Origin of the sequence: Flagellimonas chongwuensis (assembly GCF_013376415.1) — a bacterium.
GTDB lineage: Bacteria > Bacteroidota > Bacteroidia > Flavobacteriales > Flavobacteriaceae > Flagellimonas > Flagellimonas chongwuensis.
On record NZ_WYET01000007.1, the window covers coordinates 43,753 to 65,311 of the forward strand.

Genomic DNA, 21,559 nt, shown 5'->3' on the forward strand with positions numbered 1-21,559 from the left:
TCCTACAAGTTTATTTGGTTGTATTCAAATTTACAAAAAAATATTAACAGATATTAAGAATAAAATAGCTAAAAGAAAGGTACTCAGGGCCACTTTTTTCAATTCTGGATCCAAATCTCCAGGATTTTGTGTCAGCCCTACTTTGCGTAAATGTATCAAAAGGGGAACAAATGCCAACATAAAAAAAGACGTTTTCCAACTTAAGCCTTCTATCCAAATAAACAATGCGAAACAGCACAAGGCCATCAATATCAAGAAAAAGTGATAACGCTTCCCATTATCGAACCCCATTTTTACTACCATTGTTATCTTACCGTGTTTTTTGTCCGATACGGCATCTCGAAGATTGTTCAGGTTCAATACCGCAACACATAAAAAACCAATGGCAACAGCTGGTAATACATCATTCCAATCTAAGGATTTTGTATAGAGAAACATGCTGCCCAATACCCCGAGCAATCCAAAAAACAGGAATACGAACAAATCCCCCATCCCTCTATAACCATAAGCATTGGAACCAACAGTATACTTTATAGCGGCCCAAACGCTTAAAAGACCAAGTACAAAAAAAATCAGTATGTAAAAGAAATTCTCAAAGCCAAAAGCCAAATAAATAAGTGCTATGGCGATTAGCATACTTATAACAATGGAAATGATTATCCCTTTTTTGAGGGAGTCCCTGGTTATTGAACCACTTTGGATGGCCCTAACAGGCCCTATCCTATCTTCGTTATCGGTTCCCTTTACCCCATCACCATAATCATTGGCAAAATTTGAGGTAACCTGAAAGCCAACAGTGGTCAAGAGGGCCAAAATAAATATAGTACCATCGAACTGGCCTTCCATTACGGCCAATCCGGTGCCTACAATGATTCCCGAAAAAGAAAGAGGGAGTGTGCGCAGTCTAGCAGCTTGTACCCAAGCCTTAGTGTTTCCCAAGATTAATACGGATCTTCTATTTTAACTCTTTGGCCATCCTTATAAGATGCTACGAATGCATCTTGGAAACCCATTTGCACCAATTGTTTTCTAAATTTCTGAGCTTCTTCCAAAGTCTCAAAATTTCCCAGTGAATAGGCATAAAAAGGATTGGTCTTTACAAAAAGTGTATTTGTCAACGCTTCGGAGGCCAAGGTCACATTGTTTTCGACAAATGATTTTACTTGGACTGAATAGATTTTTTCTTTGTTCAAAAACTCTTTGGCCAAGTAAAATTCCTTTACCAAGCTCAACTCTTCGTTCTGGGATTTCAGATTGTTTATTCTTGCCTTTATGACATCCAAACTATCCAATGATACCAAGACGTTGCTTTGGTTTTCGAAGGACTGCTTACTGCTCAGTCCGGCCGTAAACGATGTAATGGCCAAGGTTCCGATTACAAAGAGACCTACAAAACCCAACAAAATGTTTCGCTGTAGTTTAATCTTTTTTAAATCTTTATTTTTGAATTTTATTTGATCGAGGAGTCTCTCGTTGATAATCTGGGCCTTGTCTATATCCTTATGAAGGTCCAACAAATCGCTTTCTTCAATAAAAGGCATATTGTATAGGGAGTTATAATTATGCGCTACGCTAAAAGCATAACAACCAATAAGTTAATCTGAATTGTTACAAAAATAAAATATTTGTTCAAAGAAAAAAACTTTATGGCTCTAAAGCTTGCAATAATCTGCTCTCCAGGACTTTTATTACAATAAATAGATGCCATCTTCTTGAATGTTTATTTTTCGCTGTCGATATAAAATGCCCGCTCCTTTTTTGAAAGCTTTTTTGCTCATGTGAAGGGTGCTCATGATTTCATCAGGTGATGATTTATCATGCAAGGGTAAAAATCCTTCGTTCTGTACAAGCTTATCCAAAATCATTTTAGCCGTTGGTTCCAGCATTTTTGCTCCTATGGGCTGCAGGGAAATATCTAGTTTTTTATCGTCCCTTACATTTTTGATAAATCCTTTAAGGTAATCACCAACATTGACCGGCTTAAAAATATCGCTATCAAATATGAGTCCTTTGTGACGATTATCCACGATTACTTCCCAACCCAATGGAGTCTTTCGGTGCACTAAAAGGTCGACTTCATCATTTTGTTGGTACGCTACATTTTCATTGGATAAAAACTTATCTACCCTGCTTGAACCGGTCAAGCGCATACTCTCTTCGTCCATATAACAATGAACAATATATGTATTGCCTTCCTCCATGCGTTGGGACTGTTCCCTAAAGGGAACAAGTAAATGTTTCTCCAACCCCCAGTCCATAAAGGCACCATATGCACCCACTTCTACTACTTTTAAATGGGCGAATCCGTTTCGAATGATTTTGGGCTTCAAAGTGGTCGAAATCGGACGTTCCGCATTGTCCAGATAACAGAACACCTGCATTTCTTGGTCAATTTCAAAATCCTCGGGCACATATTTGTTCGGCAAAAGTATTTCCGTGCCTTCATCATCTCCCAAAAAAAGTCCTATACTAGTGCTTCTGAGCACCTTAAGGGTATTGTAGTTTCCCAATTCTATCATAAGGCAAAGGTAGCTGTAAATTATGGGTATAAAAAAAGCTGCCCTAATTTGGACAGCTTCTTTACATGGTTCGTAATCTTAATTATAAACCGATTCCTTTCCAAAGTGTTTTGTCAACATATAATAGATGACAGCACGATGTTTATTTTTTTCCGATTTTCCATACGCATCAATAACGCTGTTAACAGATTCCATTAAAGCTGGTGTCTCAGCCAATCCCAATTTCTTGATCAAGAAATTGTTCTTTACCGTTTCCAGTTCCTTTTCGTCAGACCCAGAAACTTTGGAAGCATCCAAATTATAAATGGCTGGTCCCAAACCTATGGCAACTTTTGTCAACAAATCCATATCTGGGGTTTGTCCAAATTTACTTTTGATGTCCTCGGCGTACTTTTCAATTAATTCGTCTCTTTTACTCATAGTATGTTAGTGTTCTTAATGGATTTTATAGCTAGGCTTCTAAGATATAAAATCGAAGTACCCAAGCAAAATTTTATTGTTCAAAACCCGTGGTGTTGCGACTTCTAGGATTTTTGGCCTTTCCGAGCTTGAATAAAATTCCTCCAATCCAACCTCTAATTCATTCTCGTTTTTTGCTGTGATGTGGTCAAAACCATACATTTCTGCTAGATGCTTTGCAGATAGTTGGTGGCTGGTCTCAAAAAAGGTCTCAAACTCTTCGGTATCCTCCTTGCCCGGTAAGATCCTAAAAATGCCACCTCCCGAATTGTTGATGAGTACGATTCTGAAATCAGGTCTCAAATACTTGTTCCACAGCGCATTACTATCATAAAAAAAACTAAGGTCGCCTGTGAGCAAAACGGTTGGCATGTTGTTGTAAATGGAACTGCCTATAGCTGTGGAAGTTGTGCCATCAATTCCACTTGTTCCACGATTGCAGAACACTTGCAAGGAAGGGTCCATGGCAAAAAGTTGTGCATACCTTACCGTGGAGCTATTGGCCAAATGTACCTGATACCCTTTGGGTATGGTTTTAATGATACGGTCAAAAGCCATAAAATCGGAAAATGGAATTTCCTTCAAATAATCCTTGCGCTTTTTCTCGTAGTTATCTTTTCTATGTTCCCAAAACGTTTTAAAATTGCTCTCATCAGAACCATTTGCCCCCATTCTTTTAAAAAACTGATTGGGATTGATTTTGATGTGCTTTGTCAAACAATAAAAAGTGTCGTTAGCTTTCTTGGTATCAATATGCCAATGCTGCTCGGGTTTGTACTCCCTCAAAAATGCCTTTATTTTTTTGGAAACGATCAACCCTCCAAAGGTTACCAAGAGTTCAGGTTGCAACTTTTGGAAAAGCTCTTCCCTGTTTTCGGATTTTTCAATCGGTGCGATAATACTGTCTATGCTCTCAAAAAAATCTGGATGATGCAGGTTGGATGTAGTCTCGGTGAACAACACGGTGTTTGGGTCGTTTGCCAACATTTCCAAGACCTCTGCTTCAATGACACTGTGGCGATTAACGCCAACCAAAATCATTTTTTTAGAACTGTTGCTCCAAATTTTGGACAACTCATCCCAATTTTCTTCCGTAGAGGTGCCTAAGCCTGTCTCAATTTCAATATTTTGTATCTGGATAGAAGGCTCCTCTACCCTTCCATACAAAGGCTCCTCAAATGGAATATTGATATGAACGGGGTACTTTTCATCAAAAGCAATTGCCAGTGCTTTGGCTATCTCTTTCTCGTTATGCACCTGTACTTCTTCCTGACTATTTCCCAACAAGGATTCTCCATATTTTGAAATGGTCTTGGTTGCATGGGAAACGTCCTGCTTCAAATTAGCAGAATAGCCAATATGCCTTTCCAGCACGTTTTCCTGTCGTATGGTCTGTCCATCACCAATATCAATTCTGTAACTGGGTCTGTCGGCAGATACCACGACCAATGGAATATCACTATAATAGGCTTCCGCAACGGCAGGGTAAAAATTCAACATGGCACTGCCCGAAGAGCAAATCACTGCAACGGGTTCTTGTAAGTGCTGTGCCATGCCCATCGCAAAAAAAGCGGCACAGCGTTCATCTACAATGCTAAAACAGTTGAAAAACGAGTTTTTGGTAAAACTTATGGTCAATGGGGCATTTCTGGACCCCGGAGAGATAACAATATTTTTAACACCCTTTGATTTAAAATACAAAACCAAGGTCTGTGCAGCGGGTATATCTGAGTACATCATGGACTACAAAAATACATCATCTGGATGGTAAAAAGCCTAAATAACCAGCATCAATTTACAGAACACCCAGCATAGTCTTGCTCTTGTTCTGGGTCTCTATCCATTCGCTTTCTGGATCAGATGCTTCCGTGATTCCGCCACCAACAAAAATAGAAGCAATATCAGTCTCCAACTGCATACACCGTAGGTTGACGAATAGGGACAGCTCTCCTTGAGCCCGTAGATTCAACTCTCCCAAAAAGCCCGTGTAGAAGGTTCTTTGGTAATTTTCGTTGGCCTGTATAAATTGCTGTGCCTCTTTGGTTGGAATTCCGCATACGGCAGGGGTTGGATGTAAAGCCTTGATTACTTCCTTAACCTTTAGGTTAGGCAGCATGGTTCCGCTTACCTCCGAGCGCAAATGCCATAAGTTACCGGCTCGTACGGACTCTGCTTCATCTATTTCCAAACGTTCCATGGTATGGGCCAATTTATCGCCAATATACTCGGAGACCATCTGTTGTTCCTCGATTTCTTTGTCACCCCAATCGGGCTTTTTGTTATCGACATAGGGTAAGGTAGCGGCCAACGACATGGTCTGTAATTTCTTATCTTTTATCTTCACCAATGTTTCTGGAGTTGCCCCGCACCACGTTCCAACTTCGGGGTGGTAAAAAAGATACCCAAATGCGTTTGGGTAGGTATTGAGAAGTGTTTCGAATATTTCCAGAGGTGACTTGGAAATGGGCACCTCGATTTTTCTTGAGAGCACTACTTTTTGCAACCTTCCTTTTTCAATTTCCTTGATGCCATTCCTTACCAAATCTATATGGGCTCCTTTTCCTGATTCATCCAGAGAAATAGTCTTTGTGGATGGTTCGTTTTCGGTTCTGAAACTTCCCTCCAACACATTATCCGGCTGGATAAGGACTGCGTTGCTTTCTGAATTGAATGGTGCAAAAACGAAGCCTTTCTCTGTAAAATCTTTGGAGTGATGTAGTGTATTATTCGACTGAAAAACGCCGTGAATTTCAATTTCATCAGGTTTTCTGTACAACGCAAAAGGCAAGCCTTCTTCGAGACTGGCCTCTGCCCTATCCCATATCTCCTGATAATCCTTAGTTTTTGGGTAGCGCAATGGTGGTCAATTTACAGTTGGAAATCAAACGGTCCTCCTCGTCGGTGATTCTTATCTCCCACAGTTGAGTGGTTCGCCCTTTGTGAAGAATGGATGCCTTGGCATATACAAAGCCTTCCTTAATGGAACGGACATGGTTTGCCGAAATTTCGATTCCACGAACAAAAAACTTTTGTCCGTCCAAGAAAATATAGGATGCGGCGCTTCCCACGCTTTCAGCCAAAGCCACCGATGCTCCTCCATGTAGAACGCCATCGGGTTGGTGAACTTTGGGCGTGACAGGCATTTTGGCCAAGAGAAAGTTTTCCCCAACATCAATATAGGTAATATCCAATGTTTCCATTAATGTGCCCTTGCAAATTTCGTTGCAAACAGACAGAATCTTCTCTTTATGCTCGTTCATCCTTCTACTTTTTTGTAAAATTACATAAAGCTTTGCCAATATCTAAATAAGCAATTTTAAACATGTCCAATACCGAGAAGACTGTTACATACACTACCGAAAATACATACTTGACCCAGAACGATTTAACCTCCAAAACCAAGAATGTATGGTTGGTTTTTCATGGAATAGGCTATTTGAGCCGTTATTTTGTGAAATATTTTAAGGGATTAAATACTGATGAAAACTACATTATCGTTCCTCAGGCACCGTCCAAATATTATCTGAAAAATGAGTACAAATATGTTGGTGCCAGTTGGTTGACCAAAGAAAATACGGCAGCAGAAGTAAAAAATGTCTTTAATTATATTGATGCAGTGCTTGAAGCCGAGAGCATACCAAATGATGTAAACCTTATTCTCTTTGGATTTTCGCAAGGAGTTTCCGTAGCTACCCGATGGCTGGCCAGCAAAAAGGCGAATTGTAAATTAGTTGCATTATATGCCGGGGGCATTCCCAATGAATTGACACCCAAGGATTTTGATTTTATGGACTTCGACGCCACAGCGATTAAAATAGTGTATGGTGATCAAGATGAGTTTTTGACACCTGATAGATTAAAAGGGGAAAAAGTGAAAATTGACAGGCTGTTTCAAAACAAGGCAGAAACCTTGGTTTTTGAGGGTGGACACGAAGTGAAGCCTGAAATTATTGAAGGACTGACGAAATAAGTTTAATCGTTTGTCTCTTCCTTTGCTGTTTCTTGTTGATAATATTCGATGTTCCTTGTAATATAGGTATTATTGGGCGTTACAATTTGTTTTACCCAATTGCTCGGTGTGTGATTATCGAACTGAAAAATGTATTTATCGGTAGATTCTGTGTTCACCGTTTTTTTCACCATTCTGCTCAACTTACCGTCAGTGTAATAGTAAAATCTCTTTTTTTGCGATACAAATTCTTTCCCTGCTACGTCGTATAAAAAGTCTTCGCTGGTCACCACCTTTCCGTCTGCATTAAAAACTTCTTCCAAGGCAGTATTGGGCTCACCGTCAATATATTCTTTGGTCAACACAACCTTTTGGGTACCATTTGGTCCCTTTTTGGTAGAGGTCCTCACAGTTTTTTGTAAAATTCCATTGGTAAAGGTGCTCACTGTTTGCTCATTCTTTACCTGAGAGTATTCAAAAGTGGTCTCATCAACCCCTTCATCATTTGAGGAAATCATTTTTATCAATTTCCCTTCGTCATCATAATGGTATTGTTGCTGCTCCAAGAACTGTTTGTCGTATGAGATGATTTTTTCGATAACCTTTCTGTTGGGAACGGTATCAATCTCATAGAAATTCGCCATGGAAGTAGACTCGTCCAAAACCTTGCCCTTATAACTTTCCATTCGCTTCTCCATTAACTCTCCATTATCATATTTATAATAGGTAATGTCCTGGTCAGTATCGTTGTATTGGGTTATGGTTCTTATTAACACACCATTCTTATTGAACTCGAACAGCTCCTTTCCATAGTCCGTAGTTACCAAACATGATTTTACAGGACCCTTGAGATCAAAATCTTCCACGTTGAAAATTTGTACCTCTTGGGACCAAAGTCCGATAATCTGCAAAAATGAAAAAAAGGAAAAGATGGTATAGTGTTTTTTCATGCTGTAAAATTAATCGTAAAATACTCAACTGAAAAATCTTAACGGCATATATCCTGCCACAATCGAAAAGAAATCACCTAAAATTTACGTTGGGGGTCAAATGAGGAAATATCCATGGAAGTTTTGTTCCCTGATATAATTTCGGTCACCAATTTTCCAGTTGCCGGACCAAGGCTCCAGCCCATCATCGCATGACCTGTGGCAATGGTTAGATTGTCCAAATTCTTGGGCTTTCCTATGTACGGAAGACCGTCGGGCGAAACTGGTCGAAGTCCGCATTTTGCATTGTTCTTGGCACTTTCCGGAATTTGTAGTCCTCTGTAATAGTCCTCCACCCCTTTAGCTATAGCCTCTACCCTTTCCTTTCGTATGGTATGATTGATACCGGAAAACTCCATGGTCCCAGCAAATCGGGTAAACCCTTCCATTGGGGTTACGGCAATTTTTTTCTCCATTAATATGGCCGGCATTGTAATGTTCGTGGTCTCTTCCATATTGATGCGGTATCCCTTACCAGCCTGTAATGGTAATTTCAAATTTAATTTTTTGGAAAGTTCCGATGTCCACGAACCTGCTGCAAAAACAACCTCATCTGCTCTGTATGTTTGATGGGGTGTTTTTACTTCTGAAATTCTTCCTTCTTCTACGGATACATCGATAACCTCTTCATTTTTTTTAATCGCAACGCCTACACTTTCTAAATACTCGACCATCCTTTTCATGATCAAAGGTGGTGTGGTGTGCCTGTCACATTCCCAAAGTATCGCACCCTCGGCATTAAAATCAACATTAGGTTCAATCCTTTTCAATTCTTCTTTTGAAAGATGTTTACCCACCAAACCCAGTTCGGCACCTTTTTCAACCACTTCCATTTCATGTTCAAACGCCTTATTGGTCTGGTACACCATCAACAAGCCTTGATCACCAATATTAAAAATCCCCAAATCACCGGAAGCCTGGATATCTTCGTACAGCTCCCTGCTCAAAAGGTTGATATCCCGTATTACCGGCATGGCTTTTTCTACTTTCGCTTTAGTGGAAGCCCTTTTAAAATCTAAGGTCCATCTAAAAAAATCCAAGTCAAGCCGTGGTTTCATATAAAAAGGGCTGGAGGAATTGAACATATATTTCAACCCCTGCGTAATCATACCCGGTGAGGCCAAAGAAACGATATGGCTCGGGGTCAAGTATCCTGCATTTACAAACGAAGCTCCAGAAGTAATATCCGATTTGTCCAACACGGTTACCACATGTCCTGCCTTATGTAAATAGTATGCGGTGGAAAGTCCCACGATTCCACCACCGACCACAATTACGCTTTTGTTATTGCCCATTGCCCTACTTTAAGGTATTCATAATAGAGGCGCCAAGATACGTAAAGGGCCGGAGAATGTTAATCGGCACAAACAGATTTCTTTACCAAACTTTTGACTATTTTTGGAGGATTTTGAAAATATACAGACGAATGAAAAAATTATCTTTACTGGTCTTGGGATTGGCCTTTGCTTGCAATTCTTCACAGAAAACAGTTTCAGAAGGCCCTAAACCAGTTGTTGACCCTGTTCCCTACGCGGAAACAATTACCCAAGAAGACTTAAAAGAACACCTATATACCTACGCCTCGGATGAGTTTGAAGGTAGGGAAACCGGGACCCCTGGCCAAAAGAAGGCGGTAGAGTACATTAAGGCGCACTACCAATCTTTAAATGTGCCCCCTGCACAATCCAATGGCGACTATTTTCAAAAGGTACCTTTGGAGGTATCTAAAGTTCCCGAGGGCAATCTAAGCATCAACGGCACATCTTTTGACGTTGGTGAAGGTGTATTGACCTTCTCTCAAGCCAAAGGAAACTACAATACGGTAGTTTATGCCGGATATGGGATCGAAGATGGCGACTATTCGGATTACAGTGGAATTGATGTAAAAGGAAAATTTGTGTTGATCAAAGCCGGAGAACCTGTAGATGATAGCGGAAACTATGTGATTACAGGAAGTATGGAAAAGTCCGTTTGGAGCAACGCATCCGAAGCGATTGGAAAAAAACGTGATATCGCTAAAGAAAAAGGGGCCATCGGTGTACTTTATTATGATATGTTGAGCTTTCCTCGGTTCCAAGGCTATTTTCAGTTTATGAAGAACAATGACAGCGGCAGAATGCAGCTGGCTTCCGATAGCAACGATGATATCCTTATCTATTTAAATGAGGATGCCATAAAGGCCTTGAAAAATGATATTGAAGAGGATAATGTTCCCAAATCAATTGCTACCGACATCAAAATGGATATCACCAGCGGAAATGATGAAGTCGGTTCGGAAAATGTGGTGGCGTTTATCGAAGGAACAGAAAAACCGGATGAATATGTAATTATTTCTTCCCATTTGGACCATATTGGTATTACGGGGAACGGAGATATTAATAATGGGGCCGATGATGATGGTTCTGGAACCGTAGCGTTGTTGGAGATAGCCGAAGCATTTAAGAAAGCTGCCGATGAGGGCAATGGTCCTAAGCGTTCCTTAGTGTTTTTGCATGTTACGGGCGAGGAAAAAGGTTTGTTGGGCTCTAGATATTATACCGACATTGAACCCGTTTTCCCGTTGGAAAATACCGTGGCAGACCTAAATATTGACATGATAGGGAGAATTGACCCTAACTATGAGGGAGCTAGGAACTACCTGTATTTGATAGGTTCGGATAAATTGAGTACAGAATTGCACAATCTGTCCGAAGAGGTCAATAAAAAATACAGCAATATTGAGTTTGATTACACGTATAATGATGAGAACGACCCCAACCGTTTTTATTACCGAAGCGATCACTACAATTTTGCCAAGAACAATATTCCGATCATTTTCTATTTTAATGGTACGCACGCGGATTACCACCGCCCTAGCGATACACCCGACAAGATAAACTATGATCTTTTGGAAAACCGGACACGTCTTATTTTCCATACGGCTTGGGAAATAGCGAATAGGCCGGGAAGATTGGTGGTGGACAAAGCTGCCGATTAAACTCCGAAAACTTAAAAAAATAAAAGCCCTCACAATAGAGGGCTTTTTTATTATCTAAGAATAAAAACAAAAAAATCCCAAACCAAAATGGTTTGGGATTTTACAAACTCAAGGGTGGAAGACCGGGTTCGAACCGGCGACCTCTGGAACCACAATCCAGCGCTCTAACCAGCTGAGCTACAACCACCATTTAAAGCGGATGCAAAAATACTTTTTTGTTATGATTCAACCAAAATATTTTTAAAATTCCAGTGATTTATTATTTCAATCCATATCCATTGTCATTCCAACCTTCTGAAAATGTGATGGTCAATTATAAAACTCCTGAGGTATAATTTTCCGATAAAAAGCACGTTTTTAAGACCAAACACACATTTTTGAACATTTCACAACAATTAATTTCCAAAATCGTGTTGTCAAATTATTTTTGCCACATATATTTTTAACTGGGTGCTGTCAGAAAAAAACCTCATAATCAACCGTAAAAAGACACTATATTCCATAGTGGTTTGCACCCTTTTGCTCTGTACCTCGTCCTCAGTTCAAGCACAATCTTCCAACGAAAGAGATAGCTTGGCCTACAAGCTACAGAGCCTCAAATCCACCAATAGGTTCAACCCTAAGGATACGACTCATATCAAGCTTGTGGCCGACCTTGCTTTCTCTTATCAATATTTGGACAGCGATAGTTTATATTCCATCGCCAATAAAGCACTGGAATACAGTAGGGAAATCAACTACCCCCACGGCATTATCAGGGGACTCAACGCACTGGGATCCTACCATTACAATAAAGGGAACAGAGACGAGGCCATTCCAATGTTCAAAGAGGCACTTGAACTTGCCAAGTACATAGGTGACATAGATTCCGAATTGTCCATCATTAATACCATGGCCCAAAACTATAGCTTTGAAGGAAACTATGCGGAAGCCTTGAATCTTAACCTTAAGGGAATAGATTTGGCCAGGGAAATCAACGATCAATCAACACTATCTGTACTCAACGAAAATATCGCCGGCTTATACGCTGACCAAAAGGATTTTAAAAATGCACTGATGTTTTATGACACCGTGCAAAAATTCAATAGAAACTTGGGCAATGAGGTCGTGGATGCAGAAACACAGAGTAACATGGCTTCTCTTTATAAAGATGCCAAAGACTATAAAAATGCAATGTTCAATATCAACAGAAGCATTGTCACGTTTGAAAAGCATAAAATTTATGACTGGCTTGCATATGCCTATCAAGTGAAAGGAGATATTTATCTAGATCAAAAAAAATACAAATGGGCCCTCTATTGGTATGATCAAAGCGATATGCTCTTTAAACACCAGATTGAGGATGACCGTATTCAAATTCAGTTGATGAATGGTATGGCAAAAGTATATTTTGGATTGGAAAACGATAGCCTATCCTTGGTATATGCGAAAAAAGGATTGGCCATGTCCAACAAGATCAAATCCTTGCAAGGTCAAATAGACTGTTCTGAAACGTTGTACAAAGTCTACAAAAAAAAGGGTGACAATACAGAAGCTCTATCCTATCTTGAATCTTTCAAGACCTTGTCCGATTCATTGTTTATGGACAAGAACAAGCAAAGTTTATCACTTTTGGAAACCAAGTTAGGGTACGAACAAGAGAAAAAGGAATTAATCGAGGCCAACGAAGAAGCTCTTGCCAAGCAACGGAATTACATCTATTTCTCCGTTATCATACTTTTGATTTTGAGTATCATCACTTTTGTGATCAGAAGGAGTGAAAATATTCAGAAAAAACTGAACAAAGAGCTTAAGGACAAATCGCAGGCAGTGACCCAGCGTGAAGCCCAGTTGCATGAAATCAATAAAACCAACACCAAGCTCTTCTCTATAATTGGTCACGACCTGCGCGGCCCCATCGGAGGTTTGCAGGGCATTTTGAAAATGTTTACTGAAGGGGATATAACCACAAAGGAACTGGTCTCCTTCATTCCTAAACTAAAAACGGATGTGGACAATATATCCTTTACATTGAACAACCTTCTTTCTTGGGGGCTTAACCAGCTTAACGGTGTGGTTACCAAACCAAAAAGGGTTTCCTTGTCCTATTTGGTGAACAATAATATTAAATTACTTTCAGAGATTTCCCAGAGCAAATCCATAAAAATAATCAATCAACTTCCTGAAAATCCACGAATTTGGGCCGATAACAACCAAATTGATATCGTAATAAGAAATATTTTAAGCAACGCAATAAAATTCACCCCAGAGAATGGGCTTATTACTATTGAAGCCGAGGAGAAGGGCGATATGTGGCAAATTTCCATTAGGGATACCGGAGTTGGTATGACCGCTGAAGTGCAAAGGACCATTTTCCGGGATTCTTCCAACATTACCACGTATGGTACCAATAATGAAAAAGGGACAGGACTTGGTCTTTCCCTATGTAAGGAGATGGTACACAAAAACAATGGTGAAATTTGGGTAGAAAGTATACCCCGTAAAGGCACAACCTTCTATTTTACCCTTCCAAAAGCCCAAAACAGATATCAAAAAGCCTCTTAGATCAAATCATCTAGGCTGTCCACACCTATGTAGCGTTCCACTGTAAAGCCTTCCGCGTATTCCACACCAATTATTCTACCTAAATCTCTAGCACGGTAATTTACACTATCGGTAAAGTTTTTGCTACTAATCGGTGTTTCCGGTTCTTCGCTGTCTGGATCATAAAATTGGGACCCGTAGGCCATTATGGCCTTGGTCTTTGTATCAATAAATCCAGAAACATCAACCACAAAGTCCGGTTCCAGGTTTTTCCACTGGATAAAATGATAGACCAACTTCGGTCTCCAAGCTTTTTGCCACTGGTCGTCTCCGTCCATTTTGGTCTCAATTTTCATCAAACCGCTTAAAAAGCAAGCATCGCTTACCAGTTTACTTCCTTTGCCATGATCAATATGACGGTCCTCGATAGCATTGCAAAGCACTATTTCCGGCCTATATTTTCTAATAATCTTGATCAATTCCAATTGATGCCACTTATCGTTCATAAAAAAACCATCGGCAAATTCCATGTTTTCACGCACGGTCACCCCTAAAATTTCTGCAGCCTTGGCCGCTTCTTTGCCTCTGATCTCTGCAGAGCCCCGGGTTCCGAGTTCGCCACGGGTCAAATCAACGATACCTACTTTTTTTCCTTTGGAAACTTCCTTTGCTATGGTGGCACCTGCTCCCAGTTCGGCATCATCTGGATGCGCTCCGAATACTAAAATATCTAACTTCATAAGAATCTTAAGCCGTAACGGTCATGGATTTTACCTTGGCTATTGCCTGTTCAATATCCGCTATTAAATCTTCCGTTTCCTCAATTCCAAGGGAAAAACGAATCAAAGAATCCTTTATCCCCTGTTTTGCTCTGTCCTCCGGACTCATCAATGCATGTGAAGTTTGTGTCGGCGAAAGCACTGTACTTTCTATACCTGCCAAACTCATGGATGGTTTGATCAACTTTAACTCCTTAAAGAATCTGGACGCATCTATTTCTGGGTTCAATTCAAAAGAGAGCATGCCTCCAAAACCTTTCATCTGTGATTTGGCCAATTCGTGCCCGGGATGATCTTTTAGTCCCGGATAATATACATTGTCCACATCATTGTTATGCTGAAGGTATTGGGCCAACTTCAAGGCATTTTCATTTTGGGCCTTTACACGAATGGCCATCGTTTTCAAACTACGTTCCAATAGCCACACAGTATAATCGCTAAGGCTTCCTCCAAAACAAATTCCTGTTTGCCAAACCTTGTCCATGTTTTCTTGGGATGCCGCAACAACACCTGCACAGATGTCGGAATGTCCGCCCATGTACTTTGTGGCACTGTGCACTACTACATCGATTCCAAAATCAACTGGGTTTTGATTGATGGGACTGGCAAAGGTATTGTCGATCATTGATAAGATTCCTTTTCTCTTGGCCAAATCCGCCACGCCTTTCACATCAGTAATGGTCAATAAGGGGTTTGATGGGGTTTCTAAATACAACACTTTGGTATTGGGTTTGATTTCTTTCTCAAAATCCTCTACTTCCCAACCTGTGGTAAATGAGTACTCAATGCCAAATCTCTCGAATTGGCTAACGGCAAAATGATACGTACCGCCATAAATGGTCTGCTGAAGTACCACATGATCGCCAGATTGAAGAAAAGCCATCAGAGCGGTACTGATTGCGGCCATTCCACTACCAAAAATCAAAGCGGCCTCGGTATGCTCCAAGGCTGCCAGTTTTTTGCACAATGCCTCTTGATTGGGCGTGTTGTAATATCTTGGGTATCTTTTGATGTCTACATCCTCAAATTGATAGGATGTACTCATGTATAAAGGGGAAACAGCTCCTTTGAACTCCTTGTCCTCCAACTCCCCAACGTGGGTGCAGATGGTATTGAGTCCTTTTTTATCGTTTTTCATGTTGGTTTTCTTTAGGATAAAGATACGAAACCCATCATACTTGGACTTTCTTCCAATTCCCTTTTTTAAACCATACCATGGCCAAAACCGCAATAAGTACTTCCGCCGCGGTGATGGCGACAAAAACACCGGTCGCACCCCATCCCAAAACCAGAGCCGATATGTAGGCCAATGGCAATTGGAAAACCCAAAATGCAATCAAGTTTATCTTGGTGGGAGTTCCTGTATCCCCCGCTCCATTAAAAGCTTGTGTCATAACCATACCGTAGGCATAAAATACATATCCCAACGCAAGTACCTGAAGACAAAGCGCTCCGCTTTTTACAACTTCTGGCGTTGTATTGAACCACGATATTATGGTATTGGCAAAAATTAGATAGACCAAAGAAACCGTTCCCATAAAGTAAGCGTTGTACTTTCCTGTTTTCCAAACGGACTGCTCGGCCCTATCCGGCTGTTTTGCCCCGAGGTTTTGACCGACCAAAGTGGCAGCGGCATTGCTCATACCCCAAGATGGCATCAACGTGAACATCATTACACGAATGGCAATGGTGTACCCTGCCAGTACTTCGCTTCCAAACTCCGACATAATGCGCATCAAGAAAATCCAACTGGAGGTTCCTATCAAGAATTGAGCGATACCTCCCAAGGAAACTTTAATCAAATTAAGCATCACCTTAAAGTTCAAAACCAAGTCCTTGGCCATTAGTTTGATTTTGCCCCAACCAAAGAACAAAATCCCCAATTGAAAAAGTACCGCGGTTCCCCTACCGATATTGGTAGCTACGGCCGCACCCTTTACACCCATTTCCGGAATTGGACCAAAACCAAAAATGAACATGGGGTCTAAAATAATATTGAGCCCGTTAGAGAGCACTAAAGCCCACATGGCAATGGATGCATTGCCTGCACCACGGAATATCGCATTGATTAAGAACAATAGCACCACGGTTATGTTACCTCCAATTAAAAATTGGGTGTAACCATATCCTTCGGCAATTAAATCGGGCTCTGCCCCCATTAATGCTAAAATATCCTTGGCAAACATGATTCCGACAATACCAATGATAATGGAAATTACCACACCTAGACTAATAGCCTGTACGGCCGCAATACGTGCACCGTCAACATCTTTTTCGCCAATCCTACGGGCAACAACAGCCGTGGCGGCCATACTAAGGCCAATGGCAAGCGCGTAGACCAATGTAATCACGGATTCCGTTAAACCGATGGTTGCAACAGCATTAACGCTCACTTTGGAGACATAGGCAATATCTACCAGTGCGAAGATTGATTCCATGAGCATTTCCAAGATCATGGGAATGGAAAGCATAAAAATGGCCTTTCGGATGCTTCCAGTGGTAAACTCAGTTTCTTTACCAGAAATAGCTATCCAGAAATACTGAATAAATTTTTTAAATGAATTTGTATGTTGATGTGTCATTATCTAAGAATTACGTGTAAAAAAAACAAGTGAAATGTCAAGTTTCCGAAAAGTGTTCGGTTACATAAATCGGGTTTCCCCAATGGTGACATCTATCGCGTACATAATTCTTATAGCTTCATGATGATGCAAATATGCAAAAAAATCCGATATATTATTAAAAATTTTTTATTTAGATCTCCGACTCATGTCGTTACCTTCGTAACCAAACCAACTCAAATAGTTCAAAAACCATGCGTATTAAAAGTTTGATTGCCATTGGAATACTTTCTTCCATGGTACTTACTACATCTTGTAAAAAAAGTTCAGAAACTACAAAACCAGAAGAAAAAACAGGTTACCAAGGGCAAGGAAAAAGTCCAGTCGTACCTACGGTTGACAAACCTATCCAAAAACAATGGAGAGGTGTTTGGGCCTTCAACGATAGTACCACTTTTTTTTCCAATAAATTTGATGGTGCCCGATTGAACGGTGTAGCCAATGATGGCAACGACCACTACACTATTTGGGTGACCGCCGAAAATACCCCAATCAACGTGAGTCCATGGTACGCCTTTCAGGTCTGGTCAGAAAAACCACGCGACATTACGGTTCAGTTGAATTATCAAGATTCGAGAAGCAGATATTATCCAAAAATCAGTACCGACGGAAGAAACTTTACTCCACTGGACAGCACAAGATTTAAGGCCATCAATCCCGGCGAGGGTGAATTTGGTATCGAAGCGGCCCCAGAATCAGCGGAATTGACCATCAGTGTGACCGAAAATCCAACTTGGATAACCGCACAAGAGCTTTACACATCATCTGTAGTGCAGGAATGGGTGGACTCCTTGAGCCAAAAACCGTTTATTGAGAACTATCCAATCGGTCTTTCAAAAGAGAAACGTACCATGTACTTAATGGAAATCAATGAGAGTAAGGATTCCAAAAAGGCAATTATGATTATTTCCAGACAACATCCACCTGAAGTAACAGGCTTCTTGGCTATGAAGTCCTTCATCGAAACCATTTCCGGCGATTCGGAACTGGCCAAAGGGTTTAGACAAGAGCACACGGTTTTTGTAGTACCATTGATGAATCCCGATGGAGCCGACAACGGACATTGGAGACACAATATGGGGGGAATTGACCTAAATCGCGACTGGCAGAACTTCAATCAACCTGAAACCAGAAACATTCGTGATTTTCTCGTAGAAAAGGATAAAACCTATGATTTTGTTTTCGGAGCAGACTTCCACTCCACTTGGGACGACATCTACTACCCCATTGATACTACGGTGACCGGTAAAAAAGGAAAAATCATTTTCGACTGGATAGAGAAAATCAGCCAAAGACTACCACAAAAGAAGACCAATCTAAGCGCATCTGATGAAATCGACCCGACGATGGTTTCCAGCAAGTATTTTTATGTACACCACGGAATGCCCGCCATTGTATTTGAGCTGGGAGACAATACCTCTAGGCCTTTCCTAAAAGAAAAAGGCAATGTGGCCGCAGAAGAAATCATGAAGCTTTTAATGGAGCAATAAACTATTTTTTGGCATAATGTACCTTGTACCGCCAAAAACTGATACCTCCCAAAATAAAGACCCCGAGTACTGTGTACCACACAAAGCTTGGGGTTATTACTTGATCACCACTGGCATAACTGTGCAGTCCTACCAAATAGAAGTTTACCCCAAAGTAGGTCATCATAATACTTGCATAGGCAACAATACTGGCAAAATTGTAAATCCATTTGCCACGAAGACCGGGAACCAATCGCATGTGTAGAACAAATGCATAGATCATAATAGAAACCAAAGCCCAAGTTTCCTTAGGATCCCAGCCCCAATAACGGCCCCAACTTTCGTTGGCCCACTGACCTCCCAAAAAGTTACCTATGGTAAGCATCACCAAACCTGCTGTAAGTGCCAGTTCGTTGATAACGGTCAGCTCCTTTATATTGATGTCCATTCGCTTTTTGTTCTTTTTGGTGGTAAGCACCATCAGCAACAATGCGACCACACCCAAGATCATTCCTACGGTCAATGGCCCATAGCTACCCACAATTACCGCTACATGAATCATCAACCAATAGCTATCCAATACTGGAACCAAATTTGCAATGGCAGGATCTACCCAACTTTGATGCGCTACCCACAACAACATGCAGGTCACAAAAGCACTGGAAGCAATGGTCAATTCACTCTTTCTACCAAGTGCCAAACCTATCCCCATAGTTGCCCATGATACGTATAGAATACTTTCATAAGCATCACTCCAAGGTGCGTGCCCGGATATGTACCAGCGCAATATCAAACCTATGGTATGCCATATAAAAAATATGATAATGGTCCCCTTCAACCCATACGCAATGGCATCAAGAATTTTGCGCTCCTTAAAAATCTTTGCTATCAGAACAAAGAACAATAGCAAACCGACCATTGCATAGTACTTGTACAAACGGTTGAAAAGATCCAACTTGTTGTAAACAATCTCAATCTTCACCTTGTTATCGGATGGCAATATCTCCTCCCCGTGATTTTTCTGGTTCTGCTTGAAGGCATCAAGCAATCTATCGGGTTGCGAATAGTCTCCGGTAACAATCGACTGCTGCAATGAATTCAAATAGTAGGGCATCGCATTTTTGATGAAATTGGCATAGAGCGAATCCTGAACTTGATATTCCCCACCACGATACTCCACAGCAGAAATCCATTTGTTGTTTTCATCGTTCAGCAATGGAAAAATCTTTACTATTTGCCCACTCAATGCGATGTCCAACAGGCTTAAACGTTCCCCTACCTTTTTAAAATCCTTTTCAAATTTATTGGGGTTCGCCTTGGATGTTGCCTTTTCTAAAAAAGGTCTGAGCTTATAATTTCCTTTGGCATCAAAAAAGTCAGTTGCTTTGGCAAACTTAGTGTCTTGGGGAACACCAACAACCTTACGAATACTATCGTTTCCCTTATCTCCCAAAGCAATTATGTCTGCAGTATACCAAACACCCGGGTTCAACATCATGGAAAGGAATACTTGGTTGGCGGAAAGTTTTTTGTATTTGTCATTTCCGCTCAATCTTCGCAATAATTCAGAAGCAAAGGTATTAACGGGTTTCATTCTACCGTTTTCATCCTGGATGACCAATGCACCAAACTTTTCTGCATGTTCCTTTGCCACAGTAGTAGCTTGGATTACAGAATCAATCTGTTTTTGAGTGGGTATGGTTGAATGTTCGTGCGCATCTTGTGCATTTACAGATACAAAGGCAAATAATAGTGCAATTGTGGTCAAAGCAGCCTTCTTTTCCTTTATTTTTTTAAGCATATCCTGTAAATCCCTAAAACGTGTTTTTCCAAAGAACATAATTCCCATCAAACCTATATATAATAGAAAATATCCAATATAAGTTATCCATGTACCCCACCAGTCATGGTTTACGGAGAGAACTGTTCCTTTTTCATCGGGGTCAAAACTGGATTGAAAAAATCGGTATCCTTGGTGGTCCAGCACATGATTCATATAAATATCATAATCAAAAGGACGGTCATCGTGTACGGTAACCTTACTCATAAAGGAAGCGTATCCTGCTTCGGTCCCGGGATATTTTTCCGCGATAAAATCGTTCAATTCAATGGAAAATGGTAGTTCGTAAACTTTAGAACCATAACTCAAAGAGAAATCCAGTCCACCTACATTAATTTTATCTGAGAAGTTAGCTGTTCCCTGGCTACCCAGCAATTTTACTTCCTTGCTTTCACCATTTGCAGAAATAGAAACCACCAGAGCATCTTGCGTAACCTTGGTAATTTCTTCATCGGGAACTTTAACAATACCGTAGCTTCCTTTAACTAGAGGTTCTGGAACCACGAACTGCATCCCGCCCATATTGTATAGCGAGCGTAGTTGTAGTTGCTGAATACTATCGCTTGTTACCTCACCTCTAAATTGGTCTGCCATTCTCATAAAATCCCCTTCAAAAGGTGATTTGATGCGATAACCGTTCTCCTCATCATAAAAAATGTTGATGGCACCGTCGGTTTCGTTGTTCAGGGCAAAAAGAATATTATGTACACTGGCTATTTTCCCATTCTCCAAATAATGCTCATGGCGTTGTCCATTTCCAGCTTCAACAATCTGAAGATATTCGGTGCCATTCTCGTCCGGAATCAATCCTTTTTCCGCACCTTTTATAAAATCGACATAAGAGATGGAAAATGGTTGACCATTAAAATCGGATTTCCATGGTAGACTAGTACGTTTTCCTTCAGGCGTTACCAAGACATCGTCTTCCAGCACCCTTCGTTTGGTTTCTCCATTGATATCTCCATCAACAAAAGCAGTCAAATAGGTTTTATCCGAATAAAAAACTTTTTCTGTTGCGCCTTCCCTAATGGGCATCATCCCCTCGTAACTAATGTAACGGGTCACAAAAGCACCTATAATAATCAGAATCCACGAAAGATGAAGGATCAGTACGGGCCACTTTTCCCACTGCAACAACCGATATCTGTAAATGTTTCCGAAAAAATTGATTACAAAAAAGACCATAATGGCCTCGAACCAAGTAGCGTTATAGATGTAAATTCGTGCGGTTTCGGTACTGTACCAAGTTTCCACAAAAGTTCCCATGGCCAATGCCGCAGCAAAAACCAAAAATAGAACAGCCATAAGTCTTGTGGAAAAAAGTGTTTTCTTAAGGATATCAATCATGGAAATTCGGTCTACTTTCGGCTTGCAAAAATACGGCCTTTTTAGAACTTCCTTACTGCCTAGAAGAATAAAAATCGTACATATTTG

At 40.6% G+C, this 21,559-nt stretch carries 17 protein-coding genes and 1 tRNA gene; 4 read left to right on the forward strand and 14 right to left on the reverse strand.

The annotated features are described in order from the left end of the window. Positions 1-30 precede the first annotated feature (30 nt). From menA to GUA46_RS13065, 7 genes are all read right to left on the reverse strand, one after another. Positions 31-939 (reverse strand): 1,4-dihydroxy-2-naphthoate octaprenyltransferase, encoded by a 909-nt coding sequence (gene menA / locus GUA46_RS13035; protein ID WP_176620860.1) that lies wholly within the window; start codon positions 937-939, stop codon positions 31-33. 2 nt (positions 940-941) lie between these two features. Next, positions 942-1,541, reverse strand: a complete 600-nt coding sequence (locus GUA46_RS13040) for an SPOR domain-containing protein (RefSeq protein WP_108244167.1) — start codon at positions 1,539-1,541, stop codon at positions 942-944. 147 nt (positions 1,542-1,688) lie between these two features. After that, complete coding sequence (locus tag GUA46_RS13045) at positions 1,689-2,519, reverse strand: CvfB family protein (RefSeq protein ID WP_176620861.1); 831 nt, start codon at positions 2,517-2,519, stop codon at positions 1,689-1,691. A 78-nt stretch (positions 2,520-2,597) separates the two neighbouring features. Then, complete coding sequence (locus tag GUA46_RS13050) at positions 2,598-2,939, reverse strand: DUF2853 family protein (protein WP_108244169.1); 342 nt, start codon at positions 2,937-2,939, stop codon at positions 2,598-2,600. A gap of 39 nt (positions 2,940-2,978) precedes the next feature. Then, positions 2,979-4,718, reverse strand: coding sequence for a 2-succinyl-5-enolpyruvyl-6-hydroxy-3-cyclohexene-1-carboxylic-acid synthase (gene menD, locus GUA46_RS13055; protein ID WP_176620862.1), 1,740 nt, complete (start codon positions 4,716-4,718; stop codon positions 2,979-2,981). Between the two features lie 55 nt (positions 4,719-4,773). Continuing rightward, positions 4,774-5,835, reverse strand: coding sequence for a chorismate-binding protein (locus tag GUA46_RS13060; RefSeq protein ID WP_218109559.1), 1,062 nt, complete (start codon positions 5,833-5,835; stop codon positions 4,774-4,776). Further along, positions 5,816-6,238: a PaaI family thioesterase gene (locus GUA46_RS13065; protein WP_176620863.1), complete on the reverse strand. Its 423-nt coding sequence runs from the start codon at positions 6,236-6,238 to the stop codon at positions 5,816-5,818. The genes GUA46_RS13060 and GUA46_RS13065 overlap by 20 nt, the downstream gene beginning before the upstream one ends. Positions 6,239-6,300: 62 nt before the next feature. On the opposite strand from GUA46_RS13065, the gene GUA46_RS13070 reads away from it, so the two are divergent. Further along, positions 6,301-6,948 carry an alpha/beta hydrolase gene (locus GUA46_RS13070; RefSeq protein WP_176620864.1) on the forward strand — a complete coding sequence of 216 codons (648 nt, stop codon included), beginning with the start codon at positions 6,301-6,303 and terminating at the stop codon, positions 6,946-6,948. Positions 6,949-6,950: 2 nt separating this feature from the next. Here the strand turns inward: GUA46_RS13070 and GUA46_RS13075 are convergent, their stop codons facing one another. Continuing rightward, positions 6,951-7,877, reverse strand: a complete 927-nt coding sequence (locus GUA46_RS13075; RefSeq protein WP_176620865.1) for a hypothetical protein — start codon at positions 7,875-7,877, stop codon at positions 6,951-6,953. A 77-nt stretch (positions 7,878-7,954) separates the two neighbouring features. Further along, the gene (locus tag GUA46_RS13080) at positions 7,955-9,211 is read right to left on the reverse strand and encodes an NAD(P)/FAD-dependent oxidoreductase (RefSeq protein WP_176620866.1); all 1,257 of its coding nucleotides are present in this window, start codon (positions 9,209-9,211) and stop codon (positions 7,955-7,957) included. A 131-nt stretch (positions 9,212-9,342) separates the two neighbouring features. Between GUA46_RS13080 and GUA46_RS13085 the strand changes: the two genes are divergently transcribed. Beyond that, positions 9,343-10,893 carry a M28 family peptidase gene (locus tag GUA46_RS13085; protein ID WP_176620867.1) on the forward strand — a complete coding sequence of 517 codons (1,551 nt, stop codon included), beginning with the start codon at positions 9,343-9,345 and terminating at the stop codon, positions 10,891-10,893. A 112-nt stretch (positions 10,894-11,005) separates the two neighbouring features. Here the strand turns inward: GUA46_RS13085 and GUA46_RS13090 are convergent. After that, a tRNA-His gene (locus GUA46_RS13090) sits at positions 11,006-11,081 on the reverse strand. A 262-nt stretch (positions 11,082-11,343) separates the two neighbouring features. Here GUA46_RS13090 and GUA46_RS13095 point away from each other — a divergent pair. Continuing rightward, positions 11,344-13,437 (forward strand): ATP-binding protein, encoded by a 2,094-nt coding sequence (locus GUA46_RS13095; RefSeq protein ID WP_176620868.1) that lies wholly within the window; start codon positions 11,344-11,346, stop codon positions 13,435-13,437. Here the strand turns inward: GUA46_RS13095 and bshB1 are convergent. From bshB1 to GUA46_RS13110, 3 genes are read right to left on the reverse strand one after another with little or no spacing between them, the layout of a single operon-like run. After that, positions 13,434-14,156, reverse strand: a complete 723-nt coding sequence (gene bshB1, locus GUA46_RS13100) for a bacillithiol biosynthesis deacetylase BshB1 (protein WP_176620869.1) — start codon at positions 14,154-14,156, stop codon at positions 13,434-13,436. The two genes, GUA46_RS13095 and bshB1, sit on opposite strands and share 4 nt — an antisense overlap. Positions 14,157-14,163: 7 nt before the next feature. Then, complete coding sequence (locus GUA46_RS13105) at positions 14,164-15,333, reverse strand: trans-sulfuration enzyme family protein (protein ID WP_176620870.1); 1,170 nt, start codon at positions 15,331-15,333, stop codon at positions 14,164-14,166. A gap of 34 nt (positions 15,334-15,367) precedes the next feature. Then, positions 15,368-16,777: an MATE family efflux transporter gene (locus tag GUA46_RS13110; RefSeq protein WP_176620871.1), complete on the reverse strand. Its 1,410-nt coding sequence runs from the start codon at positions 16,775-16,777 to the stop codon at positions 15,368-15,370. Between the two features lie 233 nt (positions 16,778-17,010). On the opposite strand from GUA46_RS13110, the gene GUA46_RS13115 reads away from it, so the two are divergent. Further along, positions 17,011-18,306, forward strand: coding sequence for a M14 family metallopeptidase (locus GUA46_RS13115; RefSeq protein WP_176620872.1), 1,296 nt, complete (start codon positions 17,011-17,013; stop codon positions 18,304-18,306). 1 nt (position 18,307) lies between these two features. Here the strand turns inward: GUA46_RS13115 and GUA46_RS13120 are convergent, their stop codons facing one another. Continuing rightward, on the reverse strand, positions 18,308-21,472 hold the full coding sequence (locus tag GUA46_RS13120; protein ID WP_176620873.1) for a cytochrome c biogenesis protein: 3,165 nt from the start codon (positions 21,470-21,472) through the stop codon (positions 18,308-18,310). Between the last annotated feature and the right edge of the window lie 87 nt (positions 21,473-21,559).